At 47.4% G+C, this 17,892-nt stretch carries 14 protein-coding genes; 4 read left to right on the top strand and 10 right to left on the bottom strand.

The genetic code is table 11. The features are described from left to right. Positions 1-353: 353 nt before the first annotated feature. Entirely contained in the window at positions 354-1,064 is a 711-nt protein-coding gene (locus O3276_RS06220) for a hypothetical protein (RefSeq protein WP_269674860.1), read from the bottom strand. 1,839 nt (positions 1,065-2,903) lie between these two features. Then, positions 2,904-4,037: a glycerate kinase gene (locus O3276_RS06215; protein WP_269674859.1), complete on the bottom strand. Its 1,134-nt coding sequence runs from the start codon at positions 4,035-4,037 to the stop codon at positions 2,904-2,906. A gap of 253 nt (positions 4,038-4,290) precedes the next feature. Here O3276_RS06215 and O3276_RS06210 point away from each other — a divergent pair, with 253 nt between their 5' ends. Both O3276_RS06210 and O3276_RS06205 read left to right on the top strand, forming a co-directional pair. Continuing rightward, the gene (locus O3276_RS06210; RefSeq protein WP_269674858.1) at positions 4,291-5,040 is read left to right on the top strand and encodes an SDR family NAD(P)-dependent oxidoreductase; all 750 of its coding nucleotides are present in this window, start codon (positions 4,291-4,293) and stop codon (positions 5,038-5,040) included. Positions 5,041-5,064: 24 nt separating this feature from the next. Continuing rightward, positions 5,065-6,549, top strand: coding sequence for a cryptochrome/photolyase family protein (locus O3276_RS06205; RefSeq protein ID WP_269674857.1), 1,485 nt, complete (start codon positions 5,065-5,067; stop codon positions 6,547-6,549). A gap of 55 nt (positions 6,550-6,604) precedes the next feature. Here O3276_RS06205 and O3276_RS06200 read toward each other — a convergent pair whose 3' ends face one another. The 3 genes from O3276_RS06200 to O3276_RS06190 form a co-directional block, all read right to left on the bottom strand. After that, positions 6,605-7,510 (bottom strand): C2H2-type zinc finger protein, encoded by a 906-nt coding sequence (locus tag O3276_RS06200; RefSeq protein WP_269674856.1) that lies wholly within the window; start codon positions 7,508-7,510, stop codon positions 6,605-6,607. A 157-nt stretch (positions 7,511-7,667) separates the two neighbouring features. Continuing rightward, a complete protein-coding gene (locus O3276_RS06195) occupies positions 7,668-8,510 on the bottom strand; it encodes a hypothetical protein (protein WP_269674855.1) in 843 nt (280 codons plus the stop codon). Positions 8,511-8,647: 137 nt separating this feature from the next. Further along, on the bottom strand, positions 8,648-8,875 hold the full coding sequence (locus O3276_RS06190; protein ID WP_269674854.1) for a hypothetical protein: 228 nt from the start codon (positions 8,873-8,875) through the stop codon (positions 8,648-8,650). Positions 8,876-9,019: 144 nt separating this feature from the next. Between O3276_RS06190 and O3276_RS06185 the strand changes: the two genes are divergently transcribed. Next, positions 9,020-10,513: an ankyrin repeat domain-containing protein gene (locus O3276_RS06185; RefSeq protein ID WP_269674853.1), complete on the top strand. Its 1,494-nt coding sequence runs from the start codon at positions 9,020-9,022 to the stop codon at positions 10,511-10,513. A gap of 123 nt (positions 10,514-10,636) precedes the next feature. On the opposite strand, the gene O3276_RS06180 is transcribed toward O3276_RS06185, so the two are convergent. From O3276_RS06180 to O3276_RS06165, 4 genes are all read right to left on the bottom strand, one after another. Then, complete coding sequence (locus O3276_RS06180) at positions 10,637-12,253, bottom strand: hypothetical protein (protein WP_269674852.1); 1,617 nt, start codon at positions 12,251-12,253, stop codon at positions 10,637-10,639. A gap of 131 nt (positions 12,254-12,384) precedes the next feature. After that, the gene (locus tag O3276_RS06175; protein ID WP_269674851.1) at positions 12,385-13,035 is read right to left on the bottom strand and encodes a hypothetical protein; all 651 of its coding nucleotides are present in this window, start codon (positions 13,033-13,035) and stop codon (positions 12,385-12,387) included. Positions 13,036-13,194: 159 nt separating this feature from the next. Continuing rightward, positions 13,195-14,529 carry an RNA ligase (ATP) gene (locus tag O3276_RS06170; RefSeq protein WP_269674850.1) on the bottom strand — a complete coding sequence of 445 codons (1,335 nt, stop codon included), beginning with the start codon at positions 14,527-14,529 and terminating at the stop codon, positions 13,195-13,197. 97 nt (positions 14,530-14,626) lie between these two features. Next, positions 14,627-15,751: a DUF3080 family protein gene (locus O3276_RS06165; protein WP_269674849.1), complete on the bottom strand. Its 1,125-nt coding sequence runs from the start codon at positions 15,749-15,751 to the stop codon at positions 14,627-14,629. 90 nt (positions 15,752-15,841) lie between these two features. Between O3276_RS06165 and pdxB the strand changes: the two genes are divergently transcribed. Continuing rightward, positions 15,842-17,002 (top strand): 4-phosphoerythronate dehydrogenase PdxB, encoded by a 1,161-nt coding sequence (gene pdxB / locus O3276_RS06160; protein WP_269674848.1) that lies wholly within the window; start codon positions 15,842-15,844, stop codon positions 17,000-17,002. Positions 17,003-17,349: 347 nt separating this feature from the next. Here the strand turns inward: pdxB and O3276_RS06155 are convergent, their stop codons facing one another. Further along, the gene (locus O3276_RS06155; RefSeq protein WP_101746855.1) at positions 17,350-17,715 is read right to left on the bottom strand and encodes a YacL family protein; all 366 of its coding nucleotides are present in this window, start codon (positions 17,713-17,715) and stop codon (positions 17,350-17,352) included. Positions 17,716-17,892 lie beyond the last annotated feature (177 nt).

Raw genomic sequence — 17,892 nt, 5'->3', positions numbered from 1 at the left:
AAACGCTTGCCATCCAGAATGTAAATGGTTTGGTCATCCTCTTCACCCGGAGGAATTTTTTTGGAGCCAAAGTGGATATCAACATCCCGAAAGCCAAAGCTTCTGGCCTTTTTCAGTACGTCCTCAACACTGGAAGTAGTCTTGGTAGCAAAGTCCTCGAAAGTTTTGGGTTTGGAATATGTGTGATCAATAGCAAATGCTTTGCCAGCACTCAGATCCATAATTTTATTCTCTTTAAATACTCCGGAAAATCTAGCTCTCGACTTTGTGGTTGACAAGGAATCAGAAATGGTCGGAAAGTGGTTTCGCCGTGTGCAGGTTAATCCAGGCAATACCCTGGCGTAGCAGAAGGATTAACCTTCTACCAGGTGGGTAAATGCCGCTAAAGCCTCCGGATCTCCACGTTTGATTTTATTCGCAATGACATAATGGAAAAAGTAATGGAAGTGTTCGTGATCCTGGGCCGCAAACAGGCACTCATCACCCGGTAGTACCGGTGTGTTTTCGATCTTTTTATCATCGGCCACCATGGCCATGACCCGACCATCATTGTACAAACGCCAGCTGGTGACATGAACCAGTACAATCGTTTTAAACTGGTCTTCGGTCAGAATGGCATGGGTGCCGATGGTGTCGGGGATTTCCTGAATAATGACAGCTTCATCCGACTCTATGGGTGGGTAGTAATTGGCCGCGTTTTCCAGTTCCGCAACCTTGTGATCCGGTACGTCGAAAAATGCATGGTCGTGTATCTTGTCAAAGTAACCTTCCCAGTGGCCATTTAATGGGTCATTGAGCTCACGGGCGGGTACCACCTTATTCAGCCAGGGGATGAGGGCATCAACCGTGCCGTCTTTCATCATTGCCCAGCAGAGAATTTTCATGCTGAACAGCTTGCCCGGATTGGCATCATTGCTGTAGAGCATTTCCATACCATCCAGTTCAGGAGCAATGCGCACAATCTGATGAAGGTTAACCTCGTCCAGAGGCTTGCGGGTGAACATATCGATGACATTGCCACTGTTATCATCGGGCTGATTTTTATCTTCAGGTTCTTTGGCCATGAACAATCCCGGGTAAAGCTGAGTCTGGTAAAAATGAAGGAGTTCATAGCCCATATCGGCATGGTCGTATCATCCTGCACTATTGGTTGCAGTGATGAAGCCTCTGTAATGGAGGTGGAGCGAAAGGACTGGCTTATCCGGTTGAAGCATTGTCACTGTAGCTGTCATTTATGTTAGGGATTTATTTTTATTATTAATCCAAATTGAAAAGGGTGATGTTTTGAAAAGGTTTGGATACATTTTTTGTTATGCTCCAAGAGGATACAAATATTACAGAAGAGGACCCAGGAAAAAACATGAATGTTACAGCGCTTAATTCAGGACTTTTTAGTCAAGACCTGACAAGACTTTTAAATGAGCCTGACTCAAAAGGTAGCCCAGGCTTTAAGAACAGAACCATCAAAATTGTGGTTGCTACCCGGCAGTTCTTTGGCAATACCATTTTAAGGAGGGGGTATGGTGATATTACATCCGGGGTAAGGGCGTTAGGTTATGTCAGGAAACTCTTTCCTGAAGCAACTTGCTCATTTGTCTTTGAACACCATGCCGCTGACATTGATGAGCTGAATCGATTAAGATCCATTGCTACCTTTGATGACGTTAAAACCTTCATTCTGGATGGTCTCCATCAACAAAGATTCCGGCTACCTGAACAACAGCAGTTAGCCGCAGTGCATCAGGAAGAGGAAGTCTGTCAATTGCTGCATGAGGCCAATTTTATCTTGCATGGCCCGAGTGGTTTGATAGCACCGCTGGCAAACAGCGAAGGTGAATTTGCCAGCAAAACTGTGGGTGTTAGTGAATATGAAGTCAAAAGCGGAGAATATAGTGAAACAGGCCTTCATGGAATAGAAGAGATTGATATGGGCTTTAGCTGTCAGCGTTTATACCTGATGGAAAATACATACCCTGACACTGTATTCAAGGACGATTTACTGCGTAAGTATTGCGCTAATCCACTGAGCAAAAGCAGTGATGGGAATGACCAGAGCGTATTTTATTTTGTCTATGGTCATGCTAAAAATTTTCTTGCTCAGGCGCTGAAAATTCTGGTGCTGATGGAAGGAGACAACGACAGAGATGTGGTGTTAGTCAGCTCTCGGCAGCTTAATCCTGGCCACGTCAGGGAGTATTTCTCTGAACAGCAGCCGGACTTTTTTCCCTATAAGTCTGTTAATTTATTTAAAATCAACAGTGATGATAAAAAAGATGTGATCATGACTTTCCAAAATCCCGGTGGTCAGCAGGAAAAAAATATAAACATTATTACCCCTGATCGAATAGTAAATAGTGACTTTGATCTTTTACAACAAGGTTCTGTAATCAATTGGAGTTCCGGTGATATCAGCATCTCCGATGTTCTTGCCAAAGGAAAAATCCCAATCGTTGAGCCATATAAAAAATGGTATCTATTTGAGGCAATGGTGAGTGCAATGGAAAAATTTTGTGCAATTCCGGGAAATGAGCAATATAGTCCTTTGATCGGCCCTTGGAAAACAGCTAGTGAGAACTTACAAGATCGCGCCGTGGGTTCTATCAAGAACAACCCAGATAAGAGAGTCTCATTGCAACAACTGTCTGGCGTGCAATGGCAAGCGTTCGAACGTGACTTCACGGATTGGTTAAAAGAGAACAATCAAACCGAATCATTTATCCGGAAAAAAGCAGAAGCGATTATCCGGAAAACCCTCTTTGCTGAAAACGATGGCAATTCCAGCAGTTCAGGACTTTCGGAACAAGATAAAGTTTTACCTCTGAGTCTCCGTGCCTCCGTGGCAAATCTTTCATACCAGAGGGTAACGAACAATCGTCATGAGTATTTGTGGTTAAGACAAAATATTACCGCAGGAGTATCAAGGCACTGGCCAGGTTCCTGGCGGCCCGGATCAGGTTCTCCTCACCTTTGGCCAGGGCCTCGGACAGTGGGACTGCACCCTGAACAATCGGGAACATCGCATCAATGCCACAGTCGTAGACCGCGTCAACATCGGAACCCACAGAGCCAGCCAGAGCAATCACCGGAAGATTGAACTGTTTGGCAATCCGGGCAACCCCCACGGGTGTTTTTCCCTGTGCGGTTTGTCCATCAATCCGGCCCTCTCCGGTAATCACCAGATCAGCGCCGATCAGTTTTTCTGCCAGGCCGACGGCATCCATGACAATGTTAATACCCGGTTTCAGTTCAGCATCCAGAAACGCCAGCAGGGCAGCACCCATGCCTCCGGCAGCGCCTGCTCCTGGCTGTTGCCCAACATCTTTGCCAAGGTCCCGTTGCAGAACGCTGGCATAGTGTGTCAATGCCTGGTCCAGTTGTTCGACCATCTCAGGAGTTGCCCCTTTCTGGGGACCAAACACTGCTGAAGCACCATTGGCTCCGGTTAGCGGATTGTCCACATCGCAGGCCGCAATAAACTCGATGGTCTGGAGTCGTTTATCCATCGGGCCGGTGTCAATGCGACACAGACGTGATAGCGCTGCACCACCCCGGGGCAGATCCCGGCCTTCAGCATCCAGCAGTTTTACCCCCAGTGCCTGCATCATACCTGCGCCACCGTCGTTAGTGGCACTGCCGCCAATACCGACGATGATGCGTTTAATGCCCTGGTCCAGGGCGCTGAGAATCAACTCTCCGGTCCCCCGGGTGGTACTGACCATCGGGTTGCGTTGATCCCCGGGTACCAACTCAATCCCTGAAGCCCCGGCCATTTCAATGACAGCGGTTTCACCATCACCCAGCAGGCCGAAGCAGGCCTGAACGGTCTCTCCCATTGGGCCGGTTACCGCAACATCCACCAGTGTGCCACCGGTGGCGTCTACCAGTGATTGCAGCGTACCTTCGCCACCGTCGGCAACCGGAACCTTGATGCACTCTGCATCCGGCAGAACCTGCTGCAAACCGCTTGCAATGGCCTGTGCTACTTTGGCTGCGGTAAGACACTCCTTAAAGGAATCGGGTGCAATAACAATTTTCATGGTCTGTTCCCCCAGTATTGAAGAGTGCCGTAAATCAGTGTGGCGGCCCCGGTAAAGCAGCAAAAATAGTGCCTGCCCGGTCCATGACATTGACATTAACTACTTATGCAGGGGGATAATCATAGTCCGTTGGACGATCTGTTGAGTTACAGGCTCCGTAGAGAAGTTTTTATAGAAATAATCGGTTAAACGCAACGCCATTCAGCCTGTCTGCCTGAGGCTGTCTTTTCTACCCAGATATATGGAGTGCTGCATGACAGAATTGAAACTGGACTCATTTGCCGAGGGCTTGCATGTGGCCGTCATCGGAGCCTCCGGTGCTATCGGCAAAGCCATGGTCCATTGGCTGGAGCAGCTACCAAAAGTCACTAGAATTTATGCTTTATCACGCAGTGAGCCTGAGTTTGACCAGCTGAACAAAACCGTTTTTCACCCCATGGATCTTCTGGATGAAAACAGTATTGCCAATGGTGCGGAGCAAATTTCGGAGCCGTTGGACCTGGTCTTGGTCACCACCGGTATCCTCCATGAGGGGGAAGGCCTGAAGCCGGAAAAATCCATCAAGGATTTCCAGCCCGATCACTTTGCCAGAATCTTCGCCGTCAATACCACCGGACCCGCCATGGTTGCCAAATATTTTCTTCCCAAGCTGGCCAGAAACCGTAAGAATGTGTTTGCCGTGTTATCCGGCAGAGTGGGCAGTATTTCTGATAATCAATTAGGCGGCTGGTATGCCTACCGGGCATCAAAGGCAGCGCTGAATATGATTATCAAGAGCCTGGCCATCGAAATTGCCAGAAAAAACAAAGCATCGATTATTGCTGCATTGCATCCGGGCACAGTGGATAGTCATTTGTCCATGCCGTTTCAGTCCGGCGTGCCTGAGGGTAAACTCTTTTCGGCGGACTACTCGGCAGAACGGCTTTTGCAGGTGATTGATCAGTTGACACCAGGGGACAGTGGTCACATGTTTGCCTGGGATGGCGAAAAGCTGCCTTTTTGATGGTGCAAAACCTAAGGAGATAAAATGGTTATTATTCACTGGTTTCGTCAGGATCTCAGGTTGTCTGATAACCCCTCTCTGTTTGAGGCGTCTGGCAATGGCCAGGTGCTTCCGGTGTTTATTCTGGATGATCACTCTGCCGGTCAATGGGCTCCCGGCAGGGCCAGCCGCTGGTGGCTGCACCACTCACTGGCAGCATTAAACGACGCTCTGAAAGGCCGACTGCTGGTGCTTCAGGGGGACGCGGCAAAAGTGCTTCCGGAAGTGGCAGCGGAATATAAGGTGGATGCCGTTTATTGGAATCGCTGCTATGAACCCTGGCGGATCCAGCGGGATCAGCAAATAAAGAAAGCCCTGCGAAATGACGGGCTGGAAGTCAAAAGCTTCAATGGTTCCCTGCTCTGGGAACCATGGACCGTGCTGAAAAAGGATCGAACGCCCTACCGGGTATTTACGCCTTACTATCGCAAAGGGTGCCTGGTAGCTGAACCGCCCAGGGAGCCATTGCCGGTACCGAAAAAAATCCGGTGCGTTGCAACAACCTCGAAAAGCGACATCAATGACCTTGATCTATTGCCAGCCGGAGGTTTTGTCCCCGCCCATAATCCTGATTCTGCCGGTGAGGCAAAGCAGGTGCGCTGGGACCATAATCTGTATGTCTACTGGTGTGAGCAGGGCAGAGGGGTTGGTGAGACAGCGGCAAAAAACAAACTTCAGGATTTTCTGGGCGAGGGGCTGAATGGGTATAAAACAGGGCGTGATTTCCCTGCCAGGCGCAGCATTTCACAACTGTCAGCCCATCTTCATTTTGGCGAGGTATCCCCCAATCAGGTCTGGTACGCGTCGGCGGCTGCAGCAACCGACAGTAATGTGGAGACGGACCTTGACTGTTTTCACTCAGAACTGGGCTGGCGTGAGTTTTCTTATTATCTGCTGTACCACTTCCCAACACTGCCGGAGCAAAATTTCCAGCCAAAGTTTGACGGCTTTCCCTGGCAGGATGATCCCGAAAAACTCAGGCGATGGCAGAAGGGACTGACCGGCATCCCCATTGTCGATGCCGGGATGCGCGAACTGGGGCAAACCGGGTTTATGCACAACCGGGTGAGAATGATTGTCGGCTCATTTCTGGTCAAAAACTTATTGCAGCCATGGCGGCATGGTGAAGCCTGGTTCTGGGACTGCCTGGTGGACGCTGATCTGTCCAGCAACTCGGCAAGCTGGCAATGGGTGGCGGGTTCAGGTGCGGATGCGGCACCCTATTTCCGGGTTTTTAATCCGGTTACCCAGGGGCAGAAGTTTGATCCTGATGGCGAGTATATACGGCGATATGTGCCTGAGCTTTCCGGGTTACCGAATAAGTTTCTGTTTGCGCCCTGGGAAGCGGACGACAATGTCCTTTGCCAGTCAGGTGTTTTCCTGGGGGAAAATTACCCAGCGCCTGTGGTTGATTTGAAAAAGTCCCGGGCTACAGCGTTAGAGGCGTGGCAGGCCATTCGCACTCAATAAGCTTGCCTTGAATAGGAGCATCTTCATTTTGAATAGCTTCTAACTCAAATGGCTTCTAACTCCTATGAATGCGTTTGTGTCTTGCCAGATTTTCCTTTCTGATAAATCTTTTATTACAAATCTCACATTCATACGGCCTCTCCCCTGTATGAGTGAGTTTGTGTCTTGTCAAACTTCCCTTTCTGATAAATCCTTTATTACAAATCTCACATTCATACGGCCTCTCCCCTGTATGAGTGCGTTTGTGTCTTGTCAAACTTCCCTTTCTGATAAATCCTTTATTGCAAATCTCACATGCATGCGGCTTCTCCCCTGTATGAGTGAGTTTGTGTATTTCCAGATCACTCTTCTGGATATAGCGTTTATCGCAATGCTTACATTCAAACGGTCTCTCCCCCGTATGAATGCGTCGATGTTTTTTCAGGTCAGACTGACAATAAAATCTGCTGTCACAACCCTCAAACTCACATTTCAATGGCCTGTGACCCAGATGAGTGAGTTGGTGTCTTTTCAGATGATTATTGCGAGTAAATGTTTTACCGCAACCATCGAATAAACATCGATGAGTCTTGCGCTTTTCTGATGGCAGGGCTGCTGTATTGGGCTGCATAAACTGCTGTTCATTAGTTTGTGAATTGTGACCGTAAAACCCAGTCGGGTGATAAAATTCGACATGTTGACTTGCCTGATCTGGCCCTGAAGGCTGTTGACCCTGTCCGCCAGCAACCTGGTTTTCAGGGGTGGTTAATTTGCACATTCTCTCCCTGAGGTCTTGAGCCACAGACCTTTCCTCCCCCTGCTTTGGTTTTATGCCCAGGTCAAGAGGCTGGCCTTGAACTCTTACCTCTCTGTGAGAGGACGTTGTGCCCGATACTGGTTGCTCAGAACTGGCCCTGGTCAATAAATATGAGGCTATGGCCTCAATTTTTGCACCTGAAGCATTTAAATGTGCTGAATTCATGTGTTTATCATTTGTATGATAATCCTCCCGGGAGGCCGATCAATTTACTGTCGAGTGGGGTAGTCTATTCTCGGTCAGCAACCCGGCTTTGACATATTTGCAGGTTTATGGTTCCCGTTCACAATCGTTCATTTGATTATATTCAGATACCTGTTAGTTACAGATTATCAACGGTGTTAAATAAGGTTCTTAATTGTGCATCAAGTTCATTAAAGTGACCAATGTCCGCCTTTGGCGCTTTTCCACCGGGTTCTGGTACATATTTGAGATTGCAAATGTCCCTGAAGTAAGGGGCATCAAATTCAAAACGACTTTCCAGTTGATGACCGCAGAGTTGCCATTTGTCCTTGTCAGCAGATTTGGTAGCAATCAGCTGGTTAATTGTATGTTGTATAAGCTTAATAGCTATAACTGAGTCATGAAGCTTATATTTTTCAGGACGAGTAGTATGAATCAATGATTCAAGCGGTTGCTTAAATTCTTTTAAAATTTTGATAAACCCAGCATTGTTTGGTTGAGAATCTGGCGGAATATCAAAGAATTTATCACTAAAACCTAAATCCAGAGTGTTGTTAACTACCTTTAAAAGCTTAATAGCCTTGTCAATGTTTTTTCTTTTGATTTTTGCAGGATCAACCTGAAGATTGCTGGAAATAATATTTTTGGCAATAAAGATATAGTAGGCCTTTTGTTTTAACTCTTCTAAAAGATTCAAGTAAAGGTTCAGGCAGTTTGTAAATGAGTTATGCAAATTATCAAGCACATCATCTTCTAGCTTTTCAGCTGAAACCGTACCAGTTGAAACCGTGCGTGAGTCCAGGGTTTTGTTAGGAGCTTGACTCTGTTCGGAACTGTCTGATCTACCGGACAGGTAATTAAAGGTAGACGAAATCGACTTTACGACCCTGCCGAAGCAATAGCCGATCAGTTTAAACGGAGCTTTAATCGCCTCAATCAATATATTTCCGGCGGAAGCTGCAATTTCAGAGATACTTTTCATAGCTTGTTTTCCCTAAGTTATTTTCCATTGTCGAAGGCTGAAATTTCAATAAATTTCATACAATGCATCGATAGAGATGCGATAGTTATAACTTTTGGACATCGTTCTGATAAGAAAGTTCCATGAAAGTTGATTCATCAGAGATTATCAATGGTGTCAAATAAGTCGCTTAATCGCGCTTCGAGATAGATAAATTGACCGCTGTCCGCCTCTGGAGCTCTCTCATCGGGTTCTGGTACATATTTGAGAGCACAAAGTTCCCTGATGTAAGGTTCATCGAAGGCAAATTGCTCCTTCAGTCTTTCACCACAGCGTTGCCATTTATCCTTGTCGGCACAGGTTGTTTTCCCTTGGCTATTTTTCATCTGGTTAGATACTTAAATGGGTATCTGATGCAATAACTATCTATATAGCTTCATATTTTGAATCAGGGAACTTTTGGATAACTTTTCGACTCATAATATAAGATAAATGAATAACTAAAATAATTAACAAGTAAGGATAAACTGATGCTTTCAACCATAAGAGTAAATGTAACCGTAGAAATTGCGCATCCTTCAGCCTCTGGTTTGAAAAATGGATTGAAACTGAATCAACCCGGTCACACGGGTTATTTCTCGGGACGTGGAAAAACCAGCGTTGGCAGCTGGGGTAAAAAACTGCCAGTTATGGGAAAGTGTCCCTCTTGTGCTTATTCAGGGGGTGTTAAACTTGCTGATCGAACCACGGCTGAAAAAAGAAATATGACCTCCCTGCTCACAAATGTGATGCAGCAGACAAGTCCAGGAAAAGAAACGATCAGTAATAAAGTGCTGCTGAAAAGGATATTGCTCGCAGGAGATCCCTGCTCAGAAATTCAACTCAACACAAGTCTCGGTTTCTGGCAGAACTTCAAGCAGAATGGATTGGTAAAAAAAGCAGTGAGTGATTTCTTCAACAATTCAACCCATGATTGTTTTCCTGATGGCTCAGTTTGCGCTTCACTGACACAAGCCGAACGGCTTCTGGATACGTTTGTCAAGACGAAATCTGCTCGAAGGTTGTATAGAAAAGCCGTTGCGAATAATCTGGTGTGCCTTGAAAGTCTTTTGAGAAAGGCGGGTGTTGATATCAATTATCAAAGCCTTAAAAGTGGTAACACACCAATAATGGCCGCAGCCCGGGCAAAACACTGGGAAATGGTTAGTTTATTGCTCGTTAAAGAAACCTGCGTGGATACACACAACAAATCTGATTATCATTTATTGGAAATAATTTTTTGTGCCAGGGATAAGAAAAAGATTACCGATAAGCAGCAATATGATCTTACTTTACAAGTGCTTCGGCGTCAGCCTAATGCCAGGATTAAGGTTGCACAAGGCAAGGAGGAAATGCTACTTGCCCTTTATGCCTTTAAATATGCAATCTCGGAAAAGAATTGGGAATTATGCGATGCTTTACTGGAACAAAACGAATGTCTGGTCACCGAATTACAACAAGAACCGATAAGATCCAAGATTATCATGGATGTAGTGACGGGCTATTATGATCGGCCAAGAACAACGAAGTATCTGGCTAATTTGACAAATAGTAAAGGGCAGCCATTGTTAAATCTCAACTGTAAGACAGCTCGTGGAGAAACGCTCCTGATGCTGGCATTAAAAAAAGGCAAAACCCAAACTGTGCAATCCCTTCTTAAGACCCCGGGTGCTTTGCAAAATATTAATGATACCGTCTATTTTCAATCAAGAAATCCTAAGAGGTGGTCAGCATATACTTATGCTCATTACTACAGTAACTACTATCAAAACGGCTTTCTCCTCGATGAGCTAGAGAGTCGTGGAGCATCGCCGAGACGTGCCTATTTTTTGAAAAAAAGACCATCAGATAATAACCATGGTCATTCCAACAGTTTCGGTGTCCTTGTCCTTGATGATGGTGATTGTTATGGCGGTGGCGGCGGTGGCAGCTGTGATGGCGGTGGCGGTGGCAGCTGTGATGGCGGTGGCGATGGAGGTTGTTAGTTTTTTTTCGAAAAACTGTGATGATACTCAGGTTATTTTGGATTGGTGATTTAGACCGTGAGTCATAAAAACTAAGGTACCATATCTCTTACGGAGAGAGACCTGACGCCTGATTTCATTTGGTTAACTACTAAGGCTGGTATCACCTGCGCCTACTAATTCAGACAACTCCAGGCCTGTATCAGGGGTTGCGGTGGAAAAACGCTGACTTATGGCTTCTTTGATCCGGGTAAGCGGATAGATGGCCAACGCTTTACCTTTTAACCCTTGCTGGTAGCCATGGTACCACTGATACAGGGCATAAAGGGTTACACCGCCAGCAATCATTCCCCCTGCCACAATGCCGGTGGTCAGGACTGTTGGAAATTCAACGTTAACTTCCTCGCTGTTATTATGAAGGGCTGAAGCCGTGCTGTTGACGGTCCCGTTACCGGCCGCAACAGATAGTGACGACCCATTTTGCCGGGAGGGTATTTCGGTTGACGACGAGTGTTTAATGGTGGCTGGTATCCGGTCACTGGGGGCTACAGTAGCAATGTCGGCTCTGTCGGTTGCGGGGCAACTGGCATTATCGCAGGCAAGATTTAACGTGGTGCTGATACCATCAGCAGAACTGGTTAACTCAGTATTGCAGGCAACTGTGCCGGAAAAGTTGCGACGAGGATCACCAGCTGCTATGCCGGCGCGATACCCTTTGATGGCACTGCCGCAGGCCCGGGTATCGCTGATCCTGCCAAAGTTATCCTGGCGACCGGCAGCAACACCGACCGCCGCACTTCCTGTATAATGGTTCGTGTTTTTTTCCCAGGCGAATAGTCCACAGTCAACGGCAGTTGTTCGGTGGACTGTGGTGTTAGCATCGTTAAACGCCACAGCAATTGCAACGGAGCTTTTGTTCGTTTCAGCATCGATTATCGTTTCTCTGGCAGTTGTGTTATGAATGCTACAGCCCTCGGCAACAGCCGCAGCAACGGCCACATGGCCTCCCGCCGAATCTTTTCGAAGGCTGCTTTGGGACAAGTCCAGATCAGAGCCGATGTCCAGGGTATGCTTGATAGTACTATTGTGACAATCTGCGGTAACGATGCCAACATGTGCCGGTAAGAAAGAGTTAACGGTTGCCTGCAGGTGGTTGTCGCGGGTGGTAGTATCCAGAATTGTGCAATGACGGGCATCAGCAACCACCACTGCGATGCGTCCATCAATTATTATGGAATGATAATGAATTTTGTTTTGACTGTGGGCCTGCGTATCTTCAATACGGGCAAAATCGGCCCTGCCGGCAACACCACCGATATTGGCCGCCCAAACGTCCTGTGAGCTTTCAATGCGGTTATGAATCAACGTTGAGTTTTTAACGACTACATTGTTATGTTCGTTACCAACCATTTTCCCTGCGATCAGGCCGATGTTGATATTGGTCTCGGCCATGGTCTTAATACCGATACTCTTCTTGCTACTGCCAAATCCTGAGAGGCATACCTTGCAGTTTTCAACCTGGTTGCTGTCGATGGTGGCTCTATCCAGTGCTTGCCCGGCCAGCATGCCGACGTCAATCCCACTGCCCTGAATAATAATGTTGACGTTGTTGATCTGGTTGTCCCTGAGTACGGCGCTGTCGTTCATCTTGCCCGCCAGCATCCCCAGCTGTCTGTGTTGTTTTACCGAAGGTTGTTTAGCCGTGACCTCGATCGTTGAATTTTCTACGACGATGTTTTCCTGCCTTGAGCCCCCTGACATGGTACAGGCAACCAGTGCTGCACTGCCTGTGTCGTTTGTCCCGGGCAGCCCTGCACGGTCAATATGGCCATTAGTAATTGTGAGATTGCGGACTGCTCCATTGCCCTGAAGGCTGTTAAACAGGCAACCCTTCAGGTTGTTGATGGTATTGCCGTTACCGTTGTACTCACCGGTGAAGTGCGAGATAGTCGAGGGTTGCCAGCATCAATATTAGTGGTCTGTGTGTAGGTACCATTGGCTGGATAACAGGGCTCCTTCTCCTTCCCGACTTTGGCCAGGACTGCGGCTCTATCAACAGGAATCGGCTCGCCCCTGCAGCCTGGCGGGACGGTTGAGGTTGGCGGGGTGGGTGTTGAACTTGTGTCAGGACTGCTGGCCCGCCTTGTTGGTTTGTTACTGCCAGTAGTGTTGGCTGTGGCCGAACCATGAGTGCTGGCGCTACCCTCTGAAGAAGCCCCGTCACAACCGGGCAGGCTGGCCAGCGCCATACAGGCCATGGCCAGTTGATTAATGGTATTCAGATAGCTATTGGCCGGTATGGTTTTCTGGACCAGGCGCAGGGCCAGCTCTCTGGGTTGAATATTCAGTTGTATCCATGGGGTATCCGGCTGATCAGGCCCTTGATGGGGGTTAAAGCCCGGATGGATGGATTTAGCTATCGACTTACTGACATTCCAGTAGCGTGACCAGCCAGAAGCTTGCTCCGGACCGTGGTTGCTATCAGTGCCAGCCGAATCAGACGTTGGCGTCAGGGTTATGCAGGAAGTGAGTATAGGGGGCATTGCAGGGATTCCGGGTTGAAAAGATTCTGATTACACGTGTAGATAAAAATGAGAATAATTGTTTTTTATTTTTGTAATTCCGCGATTTTTCAGAGTTCTTGCTGCTGATGTCCCGAGACTGCCATAGAGCAGAAACGGGAAATCAGTGAAATATCCGGGTTAAGGTGCTGCTTTGACGGTGTTGTCTTTTAACAGATAATCGTCGGAAACCACTTTAAAAGAGATTCTTTCCTCCGGATCGTTACCATCGAATACATAGACCAGACCTTCTCGTTTTTTCTGATTGTTTAACTTTGATTTTCCGTTAGCATCCACCAATACCTTATCAATAGTTGCAGCCAGCTCCTTGTTATTGGAAACAACAGGGCAGGTGGGTAAACCTATTTCCTGGCATATTTTTTCCATTTCTGCCTTTTTTATATATGACTGTTTGTCAATATCATAAATATTAAACACAAAAAGCTGGAGTTCCTCGAGCTCGTATGGATTAGCTTCTATTTTGTGACCGACGACTTCAGCCTGGATCGCTATATTTTTTCCCAGGCCCCTGAGTTTTGATTCAATGTCACTTTTGCTGGCTACCTTACCCAGTGGGTGATCTCTATCTGTTTTCAGTTCGAAGTTCTTTGAGCAAATACCGAAATCGTTATTTCTCAAATAAAATGTTGAACTTGTTCCGTTCAGTTTCTCTGAGACATAGAATTTTTTATCTTTTAAGGAATCAAAAATAGAATGCAGGTTTTGTATTCTTTCTTCATCGGTCTTTGGAATAAAAAAGGGAAAGTAACCTTTGATAAAGTCACGGTCCGATAAGCTTCCTGGTCGCTCATATTTTTTAATGCCGAGTTTTGCGGTTACATCATCCCCCAAATTGACAGTTACATCATTTCCTAATGATGAAAGCGGCAGCACCAGGCCTTGTGACAGCTGACCACGGAGTTTGATGGTTTTCAGGCGAAAACCTTCACTGCCATCAGGCAAGACTGTATGGGAGGATTTCCTGAGAAACTCGAACTCATCCCTGACCGGCAAGACGCTGTCAATTTCGCAAAAAATAACCGGTTGGCCTGGTTTAAATTCGGATTTTTCAACAACCACTTTCCAGCCATCGACCGTAGCAACTTCAATTTTATCAGCATTTTTAATAGGCTGTATTTCTGAAATGGTTCTAATGGTTGCTAACTTTCTTACATCATCAGGGATGCCCGTATTGGCCAATGGCTGGGGAGCGTCAGACTGACTTGCCGCAATCGAACGATCAGTAATAGACGTTGAATCTTTTGCAATGTCTTGTGCAATACCCGGGGGCTCCGTGTTGAGCGGTGGCAATTGTGGTAAAAATTCACCTTTCTGACCAGAATCAACTACGGTCTTGCCAGAAAAAGTCGAATTGTTTGCAGAAGCAGTGTTATCAATATTCGATTGCACGGAATCACTGCCGGAAACAGTAAAGTTTGCAGCACCTCTGCTGAGGCTATCGGAGGGCAAGGACACTGGCTAATACTCCTGATAATTAATTGATTGGCATTTGCGACATAATCTGACCATTTGTTTTAATAAAAGTTTCCTTTCCATGCCGTTGGGATCAATTTCAGAAAGCCTTCTGGTTAATCTGTAGCGCCGGTGCTTTGCCACATTGATCCAGAAATTCAGCCCAGCTGGTGGTATGGTGCTTAATGCTCTCTTCCAGCTGATACCAGGGGCTGTGAATGTTTGACGCTTGCGTGATCAGGCTGAGATAGCGTTGAATGTCATCCCGGGGTGCAGCTGGCAAGAGGGAGAGCAGACGCCTGAAGTCATTCCGGATAATGATTCCTTCCTGATCAACCCTGGCAAGATAAGGCTGAATCTTTTCCCGATAAAACAGTCGAAAGACATTGTGTAGCCTTTCTGCTTCCGCAGGGTCAGCAGCGAGGCAAACAGGCCCTTTTGCCAGACGAAGCTGCAGTATATTGGCAGCATGGTTTAGGGTCTGACTTAACAGGGCAGCGGAGTAGATGAGTTCTCCCAGGTACCGGCTGGCGGTAACCTGTTGCAAGTGACGTTCCAGATCAGTGGCGGTATAGGGGGGCTCAAGTAATTGATCGGGCAGTAATCGGGTGAGGTAGTTAAGTGCTGCGCGGGTTCCCCGGAAACTCGCCTGATCGTCAATGGCGAGCAACCTGCCCTGACTGTGCAACTGTTTGCTGAATTCAGTATTGGCAAATACCAGGTTCCACTCAATGGCTGGAAATGTTGCCAGTTTTTCGCTGAGTATCTCTTGCAGTTTGGCAATGACTTCCCGGTTGTCATTGGTTTGTTGTAAAGAGCCGATGCATTGGGGAATCAATGATAACAGGGTCTTCTCATAGAAATAGTGTTGCGAGGGGAGCATCTGCTTGCCCAGGCTGCTGTTTCTGTAGGCCACAGCCTGACTGAGAGCAGGGCATTTGAGCAAATCCAGTGCTTCCAGTGCTTTTATACGGAGATCGGGTGCCGGGTAAGCGCGTTGTCTTAACGGGGGCAGCGTGGGGATAGCGATCTCTGGTTCAGGGATATCGATACCGGTAACCCGGCTGAGTCGATGGGGGTATTCCTCAAGAAAATACTCAGGCGAGGAGTGGTCTGAGCATCCGGATAGCACCAGGGCAAAGACAAATAACAGGGTTGGAAACCGGTCTACCGTTATCTTGATCACTGGACCCTCAGGCAGGGATGCTGTTTTTGCGGCTTTCATGTTGGTATAACATAGCCAGTTTATTATTTTTAGCTTTTTTTAAGGGTCAGCGCTGGCTGTTAATGACAACAATTTTATGAAACATCGTGTATGAAAATAGTGGCTGATGAAAATATTCCCTTGCTGATGGAGTGCTTTGGGGCGATGGGGGAGGTGGTTGCTCTGCCTGGCCGGAACATTTCACCCAAGGATGTGCAGGATGCGGATGCTTTGCTGGTTCGGTCCGTGACTAAAGTGAGTCGGCAGCTGGTGGAAAACAGTTCACTGAAGTTCGTCGGTACTGCCACAGCAGGTTTTGATCATATCGACCGGGAGTATCTGGCCAGCCGGGGAATTGCTTTCAGTCATGCGCCGGGTTGCAATGCCACGGCAGTGGTTGAATACGTTCTGGCGGCTTTGGATATTCTGGCAGAGCGAGACGGTTTTGAACTGCGTGATCGAACAGTCGGCATTATTGGCAAGGGGCAGGTGGGTGGTCGTCTATATCAGATGATGGAGCGGCTTGGGGTAGAAGTGTGTGCCTGCGACCCCTGGCTGGCATTGGCAGAAGGCAACAGTGGTCGCTATGTCAGTGTTGATCAACTGATTGCATGTTCGGATGTCATTTGTCTGCATACCCCACTGATAATGGATGGCCCTTATCCAACCCACTATCTGATCGGTGAGCAGCAGCTTAAGGCAATGAAGCCGGGAACGGTGTTAATCAATGCAGGGCGGGGGCCTGTGATTGATAATGCTGCTTTAAAGCAGTGTCTGGGCGAGCGAGACGATCTGACCGTTGTGCTGGATGTCTGGGAGCATGAACCCGATGCTGACCCGGAGTTGATGACTCGGGTCGATATTGCTACCCCCCATATTGCCGGATACAGCCTGGACGGAAAGATTCGCGGTACGGAAATGATTTACAAGGCACTGTGCCAGCACTTTGGGCTTCCTGCCAGGGTGCGTCTGCCTGCGATTACGCCATTGCCGGTACTGAAACAGATGAAGTTCAGTGAGGGAATGACCTTTTCAACCACCTGTTCCAGGGCGATCCGTTCTGTTTACGACATTCGTCGTGATGATGCCACGATGCGCAAGGGGCTGATAAGGGCTGAAGAATCTCAACGCAAGCTGACGTTTGATTTGCTGCGTAAGGATTACCCGGAACGTCGGGAGTTCAGTACACTGCGAGTGGAGTTGAAAGACTGTGCACCAGAATTAGTGCATATCTTTCAGGCATTGCAGTTCAGGATTGGTGATGAACTCTGAATGGAGTTCATTCTGCTCTCCTGGGAGCCTGTCGGACTTAAGCGTCCGTAGCGAGGATTGCGAGAAATTGAGGATAAAAATTTCTGTTTCTGAGGAGAATAGCGGGGCTATTTGACGAAGAAGCAGGAATTTTTAGACCAATTTATCGCAACCGCAGTAGGACAGTCTTAAGTCCGACAGGCTCTAGGAGGCTGACCGAGAATAGCGCCCGTAGCGAGGATGGCAGAAAATTGAGGATAAAAAGTCGGAAATTTTTAGTAAATAGTGGTTCTATTTGCTAAAAATTTCCGACTTTTTAGACCAATTTGCTGCCACCGCAGTAGGGCAGTCTATTCTCGGTCAGCCTCCTAGATATTCAGAAAGTCCTGCCAGCAAACCAGAAGAGTTTTAAAGTCATCCAGCCCACAGTGGCTGATGGATTCATGGTCGTAATAGTCCAGGTCTTCCATCTCTTCACAGTCCATTTCGGTATCCAGCAGGGCGGCCCGAACTTCGGCGTGATCCCGGGTCAGATGAAGGCGATAGTCTGTGCCATCATCAAAATATTCCCAGCGCTGTCCTTTCTCCAGACTTTCAACCACCAGTAACAGGTGCTCCAGTTGTTGCCTGTTACTGCCCAACTCATCGGTCAGCCAGATGCCCATTGCTTCATGGTCCATGGAGAACTGAGCTTCGGGACGACCGGAAAAGTTGCGCTGGAAATGATAGTCCATAGTGGTGTGATATCAGAGAAACCAATAAAAGCGGGAAAGCTATTTTAGAAGGCTGCGCAGGTTTGCCAATAAGTAGTTCAATCAAAATTAATCAATAATCAGGTTTCATCGACCTGAATTCCCTGAAACTTTAAAAGCCTCCTATGCGCCAGGTCAACTGGCAGGCGGGTGTGAGTA

This window comes from Endozoicomonas sp. GU-1, from assembly GCF_027366395.1.
Taxonomy (GTDB): domain Bacteria; phylum Pseudomonadota; class Gammaproteobacteria; order Pseudomonadales; family Endozoicomonadaceae; genus Endozoicomonas.
This window is presented reverse-complemented; position numbering and strand designations above follow the sequence as displayed.

Coding starts and splice junctions, on each gene's coding strand:
- O3276_RS06200 (WP_269674856.1), bottom strand. CDS start 7,510: ATGAATTCAGCACATTTAAATGCTTCAGGTGCAAAAATTGAGGCCATA.
- O3276_RS06185 (WP_269674853.1), top strand. CDS start 9,020: ATGCTTTCAACCATAAGAGTAAATGTAACCGTAGAAATTGCGCATCCT.
- O3276_RS06175 (WP_269674851.1), bottom strand. CDS start 13,035: ATGCCCCCTATACTCACTTCCTGCATAACCCTGACGCCAACGTCTGAT.
- O3276_RS06210 (WP_269674858.1), top strand. CDS start 4,291: ATGACAGAATTGAAACTGGACTCATTTGCCGAGGGCTTGCATGTGGCC.
- O3276_RS06195 (WP_269674855.1), bottom strand. CDS start 8,510: ATGAAAAGTATCTCTGAAATTGCAGCTTCCGCCGGAAATATATTGATT.
- O3276_RS06180 (WP_269674852.1), bottom strand. CDS start 12,253: ATGTCAGGGGGCTCAAGGCAGGAAAACATCGTCGTAGAAAATTCAACG.
- O3276_RS06165 (WP_269674849.1), bottom strand. CDS start 15,751: ATGAAAGCCGCAAAAACAGCATCCCTGCCTGAGGGTCCAGTGATCAAG.
- O3276_RS06190 (WP_269674854.1), bottom strand. CDS start 8,875: ATGAAAAATAGCCAAGGGAAAACAACCTGTGCCGACAAGGATAAATGG.
- O3276_RS06155 (WP_101746855.1), bottom strand. CDS start 17,715: ATGGACTATCATTTCCAGCGCAACTTTTCCGGTCGTCCCGAAGCTCAG.
- O3276_RS06220 (WP_269674860.1), bottom strand. CDS start 1,064: ATGGCCAAAGAACCTGAAGATAAAAATCAGCCCGATGATAACAGTGGC.
- O3276_RS06205 (WP_269674857.1), top strand. CDS start 5,065: ATGGTTATTATTCACTGGTTTCGTCAGGATCTCAGGTTGTCTGATAAC.
- O3276_RS06215 (WP_269674859.1), bottom strand. CDS start 4,037: ATGAAAATTGTTATTGCACCCGATTCCTTTAAGGAGTGTCTTACCGCA.
- pdxB (WP_269674848.1), top strand. CDS start 15,842: ATGAAAATAGTGGCTGATGAAAATATTCCCTTGCTGATGGAGTGCTTT.